The organism is Photobacterium piscicola (genome assembly GCF_900166965.1).
In the GTDB taxonomy this organism is placed as follows: domain Bacteria; phylum Pseudomonadota; class Gammaproteobacteria; order Enterobacterales; family Vibrionaceae; genus Photobacterium; species Photobacterium piscicola.
In genome coordinates this window covers 325,799-340,525 of record NZ_FUZI01000003.1, presented here as the reverse complement: position 1 = coordinate 340,525, position 14,727 = coordinate 325,799, and the positions used below count along the sequence as shown (strand labels likewise).

Sequence of the window (14,727 nt, the reverse complement as noted above, 5' to 3'; positions counted from 1 at the left end):
AGGAATAAAATAGGTAGTATTGAATAACTATTTATTTTAATTATTCGATTATTAAAATAAATAGTGGTTAATTTGTAATGCAAGCAAACGTTGGTGATTGAACATGTTACGACTATCTAAACTCTGCAAAGGGTATCTAGACGGTACCGAGTTTCATTCTGTGCTTCAGGGCGCTAATTTGGCTTTACATTCTGGAGAGCAATTAGCACTGATGGGAGAAAGCGGCTCAGGGAAAAGTACATTACTGAATTTAATTGCTGGGCTTGATAAACCTGAATCAGGTGAGATATGGCTTGGTGATACGGCAATACATGCAATTTCTGAACGTGAGCGAACAGCCTTTCGTCGTGAAAATATTGGCCTTGTTTTTCAACAATATAATTTATTACCAACCTTAACTGTGGCTGATAATATTCGTTTTTGTCGACAGCTAAAAGGATTACCTGACGACGATAAGTTATGGTTAAAGCTAATTTCCGCATTGGATTTAATGTCATTATTATCACGTTATCCTGAAGAGATTTCAGGGGGACAACAACAACGTGCGGCTATTGCACGTGCAATTTATATGGAACCGATATTGTTATTAGCAGATGAACCAACAGGGAGTTTAGATGAACGAAATGCAGATGCTGTTATTCGGTTACTTATTACATTAACAAAACACCTTAATTGCACTTTATTAGTTGTTACCCATAGTGAGAAAGTTGCAGCACATATGCAAGGCTGTATTCGCTTACAGGGAGGTCAGTTACATGTTACGCCCCGTAGCTAGTGCACTTTGGGGACACTATCGTCGCCACCCATTACAAATTGTTTTAGTGTGGCTTGGATTAACACTGGGTATTGCATTATTAGTCGGTGTAATGGGAGTTAATCAACAAGCAAAAGAAAGCTATCGTAAAGGCGAACAACTTTTTTCTAATCCTTTTCCATATCGTATACGCCATGCTCAAATAGGCATGAATGTACCGCAAGGTTTTTACATTCAAATGCGTCGAGCCGGGCTTAAGACATGTGCGCCATTAGTTGAACATCGCATCATTACAGAAAAACAACGTGACTTTCAGCTACTCGGTATTGACCCTGTGGCGATTTTTGGCGCGTTACAAAATAGCGCCATTGATGAAAGTAAAATTCAATTATTGCAACTAATGCGTCCTCCATATCCGATTATGTTAGGTGAAAATTTAGCTAATTATATTGGTATCAAAAATGGAGATATGTTGACACTTAATTCTGGGCGTCAAATAGGTCCGATGAAAGTGATCAATGACAGCCGTATGAATGATTCACGTATGATTGCTGACATTGCTTTGTTACGCGAATTACAACCTAGTTCTGGATTTAGCGCGATTGTTTGCGGTGAAATGAGCAGTAAGCAGTTAATGAAACTGACGCATATTTTACCACCAGGATTAACACTTGAACGTCAACAAAACGCCAAGCTAGAACCCTTAACCAATGCCTTTCATTTGAATTTGTTTGCGATGGGAATGCTGGCGTTTGTGGTGGGATTGTTCATTTTTTATCAAGCAATGTCGCTCTCGTTAGCACAACGACAGCCGTTAGTTGGTATTTTACGTCAATTAGGGGTTAATGGTACGCAACTCGCTGGAGCGCTTATTGGTGAACTGTGTTTGTGGGTGTTCGTTGGGCTAGTTGGTGGTAATCTTATTGGGCTATTATTAGCTCAACAATTACTGCCATCTGTTGCGGCATCATTGAATGATTTATATAACGCCAATGTTGGTTTACAAGTGCACTGGAATTGGCAATGGGGTGCTGCAAGTTTAGCAATTGCGATTTTTGGCTGTGCATTTGCCTGTACATGGCCGGTTGTGCGTTTAATTAAATCGCCACCCGCACGACTAGCGACACATTTATCTTTAGTTCGATTTAGTGGACGAGAATTTGCGTGGCAAGCCTTATTTTCTTGCATCTTTATTATTGGTGCGGTGATTGTTTATAAGCTTGCTCATGGACAGTTAACAGGTTTTGTTTTAATCGCCTTTATTCTTATAGCCTCTGGCTTGATGATGCCTTATTTACTGTGGTTGCTGTTCCATTTTCTCGGTAATATCAGCAGTAAAGCGCGCATGCGATGGTTTTTCTTTGATGCGGCTGCCAGTTTAAGTTATCGCGGTATAGCAGCAATGGCGTTTATGTTGGCGTTAGCTTCTAACATCGGTATGGAGACTATGGTTGGCAGTTTTCGTAATACAACGGAAAACTGGCTTGAACAGCGTTTAGCTGCGGATATTTATATTCGCCCATCAATGAACATGGCACCACGAATATCAAAATGGCTTCAACAACAACCCGAAGTGGATCAAGTGTGGTGGAGCAGACAAAAAGCCACTCGCTCAAATAATGGCACGATTCAAGTTATGAGTATTGGCCAAACATCCGGTGAGCAAAAAGCGCTGTCGGTAAAAGTGGGCCTTAATAATTATTGGCAGCAACTGCATCATGATCGTGCAGTAATGGTCAGTGAGTCTATGGCGCTGAAACACCATTGGCAGCCTGGAGATATTATTAATCTTCCCGCTCCCATGAATCAGAAATGGCGAGTGGTGGGTATTTATTATGATTATGGTAACCCTTACGGACAAGTATTAATCTCTCAGCAAAAATGGCAACGTTTTTGGCCGCATTCAGGGCAAGTCGGATTAGCTATTCATTTGAAAAAGGGTGCAAAATCCGAATTATTATTAGCAAAGTTAGGTGAGCGATTCCGCTTACAACCAGAACGTATACGCAATAATGCCGCGTTAATGAAACAAGCAATGACCGTATTTGATCGTACGTTTGTCGTGACATCAACGTTAGGTAATCTAACGTTATTCATTGCTATTTGTGGTTTGTTCTTTTCCACTATTGCTGGTGAAATTTCACGACAACGACAATATTCATTATTACGTTGTATGGGAATGACAAGCATTGAATTGTCGTTATTGGGCGGCGGTCAATTGTTAGTTATAGGGCTTATGACCGCACTGATAGCATTGCCTTTAGGTTTACTTTTAGCACAGCTTTTGATTGATGTTGTGTTGAAATATTCCTTTGGTTGGACGATGCAAGTCCAATATTTCCCTTATGATTATTTTATGACATTAGGCACGGCTTTATTAGCACTGCTTGTTGCTGGAGCATGGCCAGTATGGCGTTTAGTTCATCGATCTGCGATTTTATCTTTGCGAGAGTCATTTTAATGAAAGTTTCAACTCAGCAATCTCGTTGGCATGTGTTTTCTTTATCTATAATGTTAATGGGAATGATGTTGTTAAGTGGTTGTGATGAACAACCAACGAGAAGTAATTCAGTAAAGATATTAACGCAGTCTAAAGATTTTGTGTTTGAGCCAGTGATAAAAGGAGAGCCGATAACGTTTCCTCAAGATCATGGCGAACACCCTGAATATCTCGCTGAGTGGTGGTATTTAACCGCTAATCTTAAAACAGAAACAGGAAAAGAAATTGCGGTGCAGTGGACGTTATTTCGCATGGCGACCAATGATGAAGATTTGAGTGGTTGGAAGACCCCACAAATGTATATGGCACATGCTGTTATAAATACGAAAGAGAAAACTTGGGCAACAGAAAGGTTTGCGCGTGGTGGCATTGGTCAAGCAGGGGTTGATCTTAAACCGTTTCGTGCGTGGTTAGATAATTGGTCATGGCGTGCTGCGACCAGTGATCCATTTCCTGGACGACTGAAGTTTTCAGATGATGACATGTCTGCACGATTAAATATCAAGCAAAAAGGTGCCATTATTTTACAGGGCGATAAAGGATATAGCCAAAAACATCCATTATTGGGTATCGCTTCTTATTATTATAGTGTTCCCTTCTTAGACCTTGATGGGACGATCACACTGGACGGTAAACCATATAAAGTGAGTGGCCGTGGTTGGTTTGATCGTGAATGGAGCAGTAGTATGCTTAGTGCCAAACAACAAGGTTGGGATTGGTTTGCGATCCACCTTGACGATGGCAGTGCTCTGATGGTGTCGCAATTGCGTGAAGAAGGCCAAAGACCCTATTTTATTGGCTCGCGATCGTGGCCTGATGGTCGAGTGGTAGAGCTAGATAATAATCAAATTCGAATGAAACCGATGCATTTTTACAAGGTGAGTGGTATTTCATTTCCACTTAACTGGTTAATTGAAGTGCCATCACAAGGACTAAAACTCCAAACCAGTGTTGTACGCCAAGATCAATGGTTACCTTTTATATTTCCTTATTGGGAAGGCCCGATTAATGTCACAGGCACACAAGGTGGTAAAGGATTTATGGAACTCACTGGTTATGAAAATAAATAAGGAATATGGATAAATGTTGAGTAAAAAAGCCCAACGGATAAATAATCAAAATAATTTTTTCTACTTAACCTTAGCATTGGTTTTTTTATTGATTAGTGCATCTTTAGATAAGGTTATTACGTCCGGTTTTTTGCAATATATACTAGAAGTTTTTACGTTTATCACTTTTGGCATTTGCTTATTAAGCTTACGCTTTGATAAAAATTGGTTCCGTTTTTTATCGTCATTAGTGGTTGCATGGTTGATTGCTGTGATCACTCGAACGGTATTAGGCATTGAAGAAATTGAAATTATCATGCTGTTATTGATGTTTATTTTCTTTTATGGGACTTTTCGTTCAATTATGCGTCAAATACTCTTTACCGGTTCAATTAATAGCAACAAAATCATTGGCTCAATGGCATTGTTTTTATTGCTTGGTTTAATGTGGGCCATAGGGTATTTAATTCTTATCCATTTCTTACCGGGATCATTTCAAGGCCTCAATAAAGGAGCATGGCATGAGAATTTTGCTGATGCTGCCTACTTTAGTTTTGTTACCTTAACCACCTTGGGATATGGTGATATTTTGCCAATAATGCCAATTGCTAAGGTCTTCGCCTACCTTGAAGCGATTGTTGGCGTATTTTATATGGCGATTGTAGTATCAAGCTTAGTCAGCTCAAGTCGTGAGCAATATTTTATTGATCATCTCGATGACTAATCTGTAGCCAGAGATAGCGAACATTGCATTATAAATAAGAGAATAATCATTAAGGTTATTCTCTTTTTTCATTTAGTGCTATTTTGCTAAGACTGACTAAATAGTGATATATACAAATTTACTATGTCACTGGTTTATTATTTTGTGGTGTGAAGGTGATATGAATCGCTTCTTTAAGAAAGTTTACCAATATATAAATCCCTCAGTTAATCCTGATTTGGCTCCTGCGTTTGATGAATGGCAGAAACATATTCCTACATTGTGGTTATTGGGTAAAACTGGGGCGGGAAAATCAACTCTTATTCAAACGCTCACAGGTAGTAGTTTGGTTGAGATTGGTAATGGTTTTCAACCTTGTACACGTACTGCTCACCATTATCTCTATCCAGCAGAAAATCCATTAGTGTGTTTTTTAGATACACGAGGATTAGGTGAAGCGGATTACGATCCCACTGAAGACATTGCAATGTGTAGTGGTAAAAGCCATGCATTAATGGTGGTGATGAAAGCGGAAGAGCCTGAACAATCAGGTTTATTGGCGGCATTAAAACACATTAAACGCAGTGGTATGATCAAACATTTATTGGTTATTCATACTGCGGTGAACAGTATTGTTGATACTCAAGAACGCCAGCGTGCGATTGAATATAATCATCAGCGGGTAATGGACGTGTGGGGCATTAAACCTGCACAATGGCAATCAGAAACGGCAACTATCTATCAGCCGATTGTGGTTGATCTCATTCCAGATGAAGCACAGTTTATTGGTATTGATATATTACATCATGCCTTAACGGATGCACTTCCGATGTTGAGTTTATTATCAAATCAACAAGCGCATACTAACCGTGAAGAACAAAATTTTTATCAATTACGTCAAGAAGTTTTGTGGTATGCAGGAGTTGCGGGAGCCAGTGATGCTATTCCTGCTGTTGGGTTATTCAGTGTGCCAGCTATTCAAGGCAAGATGTTGCATAGTCTTGCGAATCAATATGGTGTCAGTTGGAATAAAAAAGATTACGCAGAATTTGTGGGCATGCTGGGATCGGGTTTTTTGTTGCAATATTTATCTAAATTGGGGCTTAACCAGTTAGTTAAATTTATTCCTGCGTACGGTCAAACGGTGGGCAGTGCAACCGCTGCTGCGATGAGTTTTTCATCGACTTATGCGATTGGCCGTGCGGCTTGTATGTATTTATATCATCGCAGTAAAGGTGAGTCGATTTCAAAAGACCAAATTAAATTGGCTTATCAACAAGCATTTACGACCGTCAAGCAGGTTGCTGATCGACAACAATTGAGTAAATCATCACCGAAAAAGGATCATGCATGAAACGGGTGAGCAAAAGTTATCAGTTAATTAATCAACTCTCTGAAGGTTTGTTTCCGTTACTGATGTTAGCGGTGTGTTTGCCCATCATGGTATTGGCGGGGTTTGGTGTTGTTGATCTGATTCAACAAGGACAATGGCTGTTATTTTTTGCCATTATTGCTGGTGGTTGTTTAGTGGCTTTTCTTCCTTATTGGTGGTTGCGCCGTAAACGGGTGGTTGCAAATGCTGTTATGGATGATATTGCACCATTACATGTCGCTGCCAATCCACAATGGAGTGAGCACGATCAGCAAGTGTGGCAACAAATGACACTAGTTATTGATAAGCAGCTAGCAGATGACTCTGCATGGGAAAGCCTACAAGCCCATGCTTATGTTTTGGTGGCTGATGTTGCTGCGCAGTATCATCAACAATCGAGCTCGCAAAAGTTGGCTTTTACGGCGCCTGAATTTTTAATGATGGTTGAAGAGGTAAGTCGTCGTTATCGTCACTTTCTACAACAACATGTTCCTTTTTCAGAGAAGATCACCTTAACGAGCCTTAAACAAGGTTACGCGATTAAAGATAAAATGGGGTATGCAAAAAGTGCTTATGATGTTTATCGATTATTCCGTATAGCAACGCCAACAGGCTGGTTAGCCGAAGTACGCGGTTTGGTTGTTGGTAAGTTGTTTGATGATGTTAGTGCTGAGGTACAAAGCAAACTAAAAGCGACGTTATTACAAGAAGTCGCTTCAGTTGCTATTGATTTATACAGTGGTCGTTTTAAGCTTGATGATGCAGCGGTGCCACATAGTCAACTACAAGACCACGATCAGCAAGCAACCGCCATTGCCGTAGAACCATTGCGGGTAGCTGTTGTTGGTCAAGTGAGTGCGGGTAAGTCATCGGTTATTAATGGGTTATTGGGTGAGATTGCGGCTGAAGTAAGCGCGTTACCATCAACAGATAAAGCCACAACCTATAAATGTGAAGTTGACGGGCTCGATTTAATCAATCTGATTGATTTACCCGGCATTGATGGCAGTGCTGAAATTGAGAAGAAATTACTAAAACAAATGACCGAAAGTGATGTGGTTATTTGGGTATTGAAAGCTAATCAATCATCACGTCAATTAGATGTTACCCTAAAAAGTGCTTTTGATTCGTTTTATAAGCAACCTCAAAATCAGCAAAGAAAAGCGCCTAAATTGATCATGTTGGTTAACCAAGTCGATAAACTTAAACCTGTTGATGAATGGTTGCCACCGTATGATCTTGAGTCACCACAAACGGACAAAGGGCAAATTATTAGTGATGCAGTGAAGTATAACCGAGAGGTCATGCACGCTGAGTATATTTTGCCGTTTTCCGTGAGTAGCGATCGTATTCCTTATAATCTTGATAGCTTACAATCACAGTTACAGCAGGTGTATCAAGATGGGATCAATACTCAGTTAAACCGTCGTCGCGCTCAAGGTGAAACTATTGATTATACCGAGCAAGCAAAACGGTTATATCGTTTAGGTAAACTAGTATTTGATGCAGCAACTAAGTAGTTATTGTTATCCTTGTTTGTGATAAAAAATGGCCTTGATAGGGTTTAATTTCCCCGTCAAAGCCATTTTTATTGAGCAATAATAATCAGTGGCTTAACTTAATAATATTGTTAAGGCACGTGTTAAGGTAGCAATGTCCACGGATCACCTGCTGTTGGTGTATTGCCTTGGCTCCACCATTTTGCTTGATAAGTTTTGTTTTGGAAGCTGACTTTATCATTACCACCATAAACGGCAGTAGTACTCCACGTTGTTACATCTGTTGGTAAAGAGATTGATGGCTTATCATCTGTTGGTGGTGTTATTGCATCATCTGTAGATGTTGCAGCTTTGATTAACTTCCATGGGCCGCCTAAATCAGGCTGGTTACTTTGTGTCCACCATTGCGCTTCATAAATAGCGCCTTTATATGTGACTTGCTCACCGCCACTGTAGACTTTGTTTTCGTCCCAATTCGCCACGCCATCAATCGGTGGGTCTGTTGGATCTGTGGTGCCGCCACCCGTGTCAGGGTCTAATTTATCAACCACACGCACCGCGGGCCAGTTCGCATGTGAACCATAGAAATTGGTTACACATTTTTCATAATCGCCTGCAACTAAAGCAGAATAAGCGGTTTGGAAACCAACTAGCTCACATTCAAACGAAACACCACCTGGACGATCAGGATAGTATTTCCAATTTGCATCCCAGTTTGTATAAAGCACATCGGTTGCACCATTTAGATTCAAACTACCATAAGGTGTTTGTTGCCAGCAGGTGTTAGTTTCATCACTCTTTACAGGAATTTGGTAGTTTTCAACTAAACCTTCCCAGTAACGAATACGGTTAACGGGTTGACCTTTATCTTTGTTTTGTTCACCACATTCAATACCACCATTAATAACATTAATAGTGGTGCCAAAACCATAACCGATGCCTGCATCTGTTTCACGTTGGGAAGGGACCCATGTGCGGTCAATCACATGTAACATGGCAGGTTTAGGGGCTTGTGGCGTTAAGAAGAACCAGATAGCAGATGCTAAATTTAACCAAGAATCAGCAACTAACCCTGGATTATTCAATAGTACTGTTGCATCACCATTAAACATCACCTCAGAAAAAGCACCATAGTTAAAGTGGTATGAGAGTTGTTTTGCGCCACGACCAAAGTAACCTTGTCCTTCCGCACAAGGCCAGCGTTTATTTTGCCAATCATCTTGACCACAGCCTGTGGTATAACCCGGTTGACCTTCAGACCAGCCCATTTCACGTACATGAACTAATGCTTGTTGCCATTCTTCAAGTCCTAACGGGTTATCAGAGACGTTTTCAATGCTAATATGGCCGCCCGTTTCCTGGGCAAAATGAGCAAAAGCAGTGACGATAGATTTCTTACAGATAGCATCAGCATCGCGGCCATCAGTATAATCGCCACAGAACGCAGGAAATTTTCCTATCGCACGTAAAAAGCGGGTATAGGTATATTCAGGGGCAGCCATTTGAGTAAGGTAATTCCATTCAGTTTCAGGAAAAACACGCTCAACCCGTTTTACATTATCAGGGTTAGTGCTTAGCCCTGGAAGAATAGCTTCAACAACGGTATTTGAAGCCGTTGCTAAGGCTTGTGCCCAAACATCGTACATTGGGTCCATTGTTTTAGCATTTTCAGCTGCAATAATTTCCGCACGTTCAATGACATAACCACCTGTAGTATCAGGGTCGGGTTGAGGCGTCATAGCATAACTGTTTGCGGCAAATAGGCTGCCAATTAGGATGGAGAGAGGGTGTAGTTTAGCCATTCATTCATACCTTTATTATTATAGTGCACGATAGTTGATAATAAGGTTATCGGCATGTGGCAATATTATGCAATCACTGACTTTTAAAAGCGTGTTGGCGTGTGGAATTTAAGTGTGGCCCTAAACATTTTTTGCATTGAAAATGATGTTTATGGCGATCTTTATCAATACTATCAGTTGAGAATAGGCAAGGAGTGCGGTGATGATGAAGATAAAAAAGTCCTTATAATTAGATGATAATAAGGACTTTTAATTAGAATATTAAGTATTGGCTAGCGTACTAGACATCTTGTCATTGGAATTTTACGCAGGCATCGAACAATGATGATTGACACAGTTAACACTACAGGTACTGCAAACACACTGGCAATGATCGGGTTAATATTCAAAATACTGATGATATTGAGGTAATAAATCACAATAAGTAAATGGCAGAGGTATATACCCAGAACATCTTTGCTTAATGAGTGAATGATTTTATAGTCACCTAAGTTAGGTTTGGCTAATAAAATAAAGAAAATACCTAATGCCCATAATGGGGTACCAAAGAGAAAGTCATGGAAAAAAGAACCATTTTCTTGCAGTGAAAGGTAGTTTGCTTCACCGATAAATAGACAAAATCCAACGATCATCATAATAATGCTGTATTTGAGACTAATACTGATATTACGATGGCGAATTTCAAATCCAAGCATGATCATGAAAGTGCTAAAAAATGGACCATTACGCGTAAATATCGGTGAACTTAATTCTGTTATTTGAGCATAGCTACCAGCCATTAAGCCAAAAATAAATAACAGAGTAGCAACGGGAATAATCAACCGAGATAACTTCAAACGCAGTAAAACGGTAATGGTAGTTAAGCCACTGAGTAGCCCTGGAATATACCAAAGATGCACTAATCCACCTTCAAACAAGGTATTTAAAGGGGTGGTGAGCAGTTTTTGCCAATAGAAGGTACGCTCAGCAACATATCCCTCAGAGGTCACAAGGTGAAAGTTAAACGGCAAAATAAGGTAAATAATACTCCATAAGACCCACATGATGAGTAATGGACGCGCATAGCGCCAGAGATAAGGGACACGCTCGGCGGTTAAACGTGGTTGAATAAAATAACCCGCCATAATAAAAAATAACGGTACAGCAAACCGACTAATTTGATTGAGCCCCATGCCTAACAAGGGTTGACCATCAAATAAAGGTGCCTGCATGAATATTTGGCTATGCAAAGCAATAATGGCAATTGTGGCAATAATTCGACCAAATTCAAAGCTGGCTATGCGGTGTTGAGGCATGACGATAAACTCACAAACGAAAGTGGGTCGAAATTATATGGAATTAAGGATTTTGTAAATTGTATTATGATAGTGAATTACGTTATTGATCACAGAATTAAATTTATGATCAATAAAAGTAAATATTTTAATCATGTAAGGAAGATTAAAGAGGTAACAATACGGGGGTAGAGTTACCTAACTATTTAAATTAAAGCTGTTTTTATAGCCCAAGTTGATCCAGCAAATCTTGATTGTCATAGGGGCTTACTGCATTTTTGTTGACAGAAGTGATGGTTTTTTGTTGTTGTTGAGCATCATAAGCCGTTTCAAAAATAGTATCTGGATCTTGCTCATCAATCTCAAAGTCTTCTAATTGAATAAATTCAGTTTTATCCATCGCGAGCTCAAGATAGAAAATATTATTCTTTTCTGTTGTAAAACTAACACGACGTACTTGAGGACGATCAAGATTAGTATCAACAGAGAGGATGATTTGTTTATGCAGAGCGAGCATTTTTGGCTGGTTTTGGGTAATTGATATTTTTAATTCTCTGCCAATCTTACCTGTAAAATCACCAACAACTTGATTCATTAACTCACCTAAAATATTAGCAACATCATCAGCGGTATGATGAATAGCAATATCTGTGTCAGGAAAGCCCATTCGAATCATGTAGTTTTGATAAAGTTCCATTGCTGCTGCGGCGGAGAAATTAGTTACGACTAACCCTGTGAAGCCACCATCAAATAAAACAAAGCAACCAATATCCGGTTTTAAGCTTGTTTTATTGATCTTTTGTACCATCGGCGAATATTTTATGTGGCTTTCTGTTGCTCGTGATAATACATCAGCCAGAGAGTGGCATAATTTAATTAAAATATCGTCGGTAGTTATCGTATGATTCTTGCGCATATGCAGCCCTGTAAAACGTATTTGTAACCAATAAATAAAAATTCAGTAGTTAAAAGCCGATAGTGATACCTCTTTTATACTACAACTTTAAAGTGCAATAAGAGCTATCGGCTTATACGTTAAGGACTTAAATGGTTATTTGATTTTATTGTGTGGATTATTGGTAATATTAAGCAAAGCGCTTATCTAAATACGCCATAATGTCATTTGATTCATACATCCAAGTTACTTGCCCATCTTCTTCAATACGTAGACAAGGAACTTTACGTTTGCCTCCTTGTTCTAATAATTCTTGGCCCCAAGGTGACGTTTTTGCATCACGGGTTGCAAGCGGTATATTAAGGCGTTTTGCATGACGACGTACTTTTACGCAAAAAGGGCATGTTTCAAATTGATATAGCTGCATATTAGCGACAGCAGCATCAACTTCCTGTTGAGCAGTGGCTGAGCGTTGCATACCGCGTGGTGAAAAAAGGGAATTGAGTATGAGAATAATTTTACCGACGAACCAACGAAGCGCTTTCATATTATTTTCCAATGGCTGATATTATAAAGTTATGCTGAGATTCTATTATAAAATCGTCAGTGGGTAACTATCTTGTCCGCCATATATTTGATTTATTATTGAGTAGTAATTAAATATGAAACAGTACATATCGATAAATCATCAATGTTGACGATTAAAAAAGACAATTACCTTTTTCTTTTAGTGGTTATTGATTGGAACTAAGATCAATATTTAGATGTATGTCACTGAATGCATAATTTTACATTACTGCATAATGTTGCTTTGCTTTATACTAATGTGAAGTTCAATGGGTAAGTGATTAGTCTGATGATTAACAAAATAAATATTCTCATTTGTGACGATTCAGTCTTAGTACATAAATCTATTACACGATTGCTACAGTCATGCAGTAATGCCACTTTCTTCTATGCTGAAAATGGAAAAGAGGGGCTTGATTGTTTAAAAAGCACTGATATTGATATTATGTTTTTAGATTTAACCATGCCAGTAATGGATGGTTTTAGTGTCATGAAGTCCTTACCTGTCCGTGACTATAACACCACGATTATTGTTTTATCTGCTGACGTACAATTAACTGCCGTGGAAAGAAGTTTAGCGTTAGGTGCGGATTATTTTTTATCTAAGCCATTTAATCATGATGAGTTAATAGAACTGTCGCAACGATTAGGGCTAGTTTTTGATAATGCTCCGTCTATTGTTGTTGATACTCATTTAGAAAATAATTCAATTGAGATCATGCGCGAGCTTGCCAATATTGCATTAGGTCGAGGGGCTGCAATTATTTCTGATCACCTTGGTGATTTTATAAGAATGCCATTGCCAAGTGTTGCATTTATGAAAAGCAGCGATCTATCCATGGCGATTGCAGATATTCGTAATGATCATGAATTAATTGCCATTACACAACGTTTTGTGGGCGGTGGCATTCACGGTGAGGCGTTGGTTGAATTACACGGTAAAGATGTACATTTATTTGGACAGAAGCTGGGATTTAGCCAAACGGATGAATATAAAAATGAAGTCGTGATTGATATTGCCAATTTAATGGTCTGTTCTTTTTTAGTCGCGTTATCAGAACAAATTTCGATTCCATTTTCTGTTCGGCAGCCGATCGTGTTAGAAGAGTACATGAACTTGCATCATACACATTGCGATACTCAGACCTTTTTCACAATTGAATATACTTATAAAGCAGAAATACTAGATGTTGAGTGTGAAGTCTTATTTATTATGGATAATCATTCTCTAGCAATTATTAATAATAAAGTGATGGAATCATTACATTGAACGAAATATCTTTAGCTGATTTTCATTTAACAATGCAAGTATTAGATAATTTTGATGCTGGCGTTGTGATATTAGATGAAAACTATAATGTTTGTGCATGGAATACCTTTATGCAAGCTTATAGTGGTATTTCCAGTGTTCAAATAATGGGGAAATCCTTGTTTGAGGTTGTACCTGATTTACCCGAGTCGTGGTTACAGAGCAAAATACAATCGACGTTTAAATTACGAATGCGATCATTTTCAGCATGGGAAGATCGACCATGGGTATTTCGTTTTTTGAATTTTTGTCCTATTTCGGGCAGTTCAGATATCATGTTTCAAAATATGACGTTAACACCGTTACGTTCTCTTTCTGGAGAATATAACCATATTTGTTTAACAATCACTGATGTTACTGATATAGCCAAAAATAAAAACCATCTCCATGAGTCAAATAAACAACTAACACATTTAAGCATTACAGATCGACTAACTCAGCTTTACAATCGCGGCCATTGGGAAAATTGTTTAGCGGATGCTTTTGATTATTGTCATCAGACACAAATACCAGCCACGTTGATTATGTTTGATATTGACCATTTTAAACGAGTTAATGATACTTATGGCCATGTTGCGGGTGATGGTGTTATTAAAGTTATCGCTGATGTGTTACGCCGTACTAAACGCCAAACCGATATCGCAGGCCGTTATGGCGGTGAAGAATTTGGTATTATTCTACCAGGAACACCTGCTGAACTCGCTGGGTATTTTACCGAACGATTGCGCAATCGTATTGAACGAGAAACGGTATTTGATGATCAGCGTGGCGTTGTTAAAGTCACGATCAGCTTAGGTGTCTGTGAGTGGGATTCGACGCTAACTGATTATAAATCATGGTTAGAAAAATCTGACTTAGCATTATATGAGTCAAAGAAAAGAGGCCGTAATACCACCACCATTATTAATAGCGATAATTGTTATAAAAACAGCAAAGGCGAGTTTATTTTATCGGATTGCCATGAGCATATGCCGATAAAATAAACAAAAGCGAGTTGGCAATC

At 39.0% G+C, this 14,727-nt stretch carries 12 protein-coding genes; 8 read left to right on the top strand and 4 right to left on the bottom strand.

Going from position 1 to position 14,727, the window contains the following annotated elements; translation table 11 throughout:
• Positions 1–103 precede the first annotated feature (103 nt).
• The 6 genes from CZ809_RS10520 to CZ809_RS10495 all read left to right on the top strand — a co-directional run bounded on the left by CZ809_RS10520 (position 104) and on the right by CZ809_RS10495 (position 7,898).
• On the top strand, positions 104–775 hold the full coding sequence (locus CZ809_RS10520; protein ID WP_080157589.1) for an ABC transporter ATP-binding protein: 672 nt from the start codon (positions 104–106) through the stop codon (positions 773–775).
• Complete coding sequence (locus tag CZ809_RS10515) at positions 756–3,215, top strand: ABC transporter permease (protein ID WP_080157588.1); 2,460 nt, start codon at positions 756–758, stop codon at positions 3,213–3,215. Before CZ809_RS10520 ends, CZ809_RS10515 begins: the two co-directional genes overlap by 20 nt.
• On the top strand, positions 3,215–4,324 hold the full coding sequence (locus CZ809_RS10510; protein WP_080157587.1) for a lipocalin-like domain-containing protein: 1,110 nt from the start codon (positions 3,215–3,217) through the stop codon (positions 4,322–4,324). The genes CZ809_RS10515 and CZ809_RS10510 overlap by 1 nt, the downstream gene beginning before the upstream one ends.
• Positions 4,325–4,337: 13 nt before the next feature.
• A complete protein-coding gene (locus CZ809_RS10505) occupies positions 4,338–5,027 on the top strand; it encodes a potassium channel family protein (protein ID WP_080157586.1) in 690 nt (229 codons plus the stop codon).
• Positions 5,028–5,187: 160 nt separating this feature from the next.
• Positions 5,188–6,360, top strand: coding sequence for a YcjF family protein (locus CZ809_RS10500; RefSeq protein WP_080157585.1), 1,173 nt, complete (start codon positions 5,188–5,190; stop codon positions 6,358–6,360).
• The gene (locus tag CZ809_RS10495) at positions 6,357–7,898 is read left to right on the top strand and encodes a GTPase family protein (protein ID WP_080157584.1); all 1,542 of its coding nucleotides are present in this window, start codon (positions 6,357–6,359) and stop codon (positions 7,896–7,898) included. The genes CZ809_RS10500 and CZ809_RS10495 overlap by 4 nt, the downstream gene beginning before the upstream one ends.
• 122 nt (positions 7,899–8,020) lie before the next feature.
• Here the strand turns inward: CZ809_RS10495 and CZ809_RS10490 are convergent, their stop codons facing one another.
• From CZ809_RS10490 to CZ809_RS10475, 4 genes are all read right to left on the bottom strand, one after another.
• A complete protein-coding gene (locus CZ809_RS10490; protein WP_080157583.1) occupies positions 8,021–9,679 on the bottom strand; it encodes a chitinase in 1,659 nt (552 codons plus the stop codon).
• A gap of 272 nt (positions 9,680–9,951) precedes the next feature.
• Positions 9,952–10,974, bottom strand: coding sequence for an acyltransferase (locus tag CZ809_RS10485; RefSeq protein ID WP_080157582.1), 1,023 nt, complete (start codon positions 10,972–10,974; stop codon positions 9,952–9,954).
• A 202-nt stretch (positions 10,975–11,176) separates the two neighbouring features.
• Entirely contained in the window at positions 11,177–11,869 is a 693-nt protein-coding gene (locus CZ809_RS10480) for a DUF3334 family protein (RefSeq protein WP_080157581.1), read from the bottom strand.
• 169 nt (positions 11,870–12,038) lie between these two features.
• Positions 12,039–12,395, bottom strand: a complete 357-nt coding sequence (locus CZ809_RS10475) for a glutaredoxin family protein (protein ID WP_080157580.1) — start codon at positions 12,393–12,395, stop codon at positions 12,039–12,041.
• Between the two features lie 309 nt (positions 12,396–12,704).
• Between CZ809_RS10475 and CZ809_RS10470 the strand changes: the two genes are divergently transcribed.
• Complete coding sequence (locus CZ809_RS10470; protein WP_080157579.1) at positions 12,705–13,685, top strand: response regulator; 981 nt, start codon at positions 12,705–12,707, stop codon at positions 13,683–13,685.
• Positions 13,682–14,707 carry a GGDEF domain-containing protein gene (locus CZ809_RS10465; protein ID WP_080157578.1) on the top strand — a complete coding sequence of 342 codons (1,026 nt, stop codon included), beginning with the start codon at positions 13,682–13,684 and terminating at the stop codon, positions 14,705–14,707. The genes CZ809_RS10470 and CZ809_RS10465 overlap by 4 nt, the downstream gene beginning before the upstream one ends.
• The last annotated feature ends 20 nt before the right edge of the window (positions 14,708–14,727 follow it).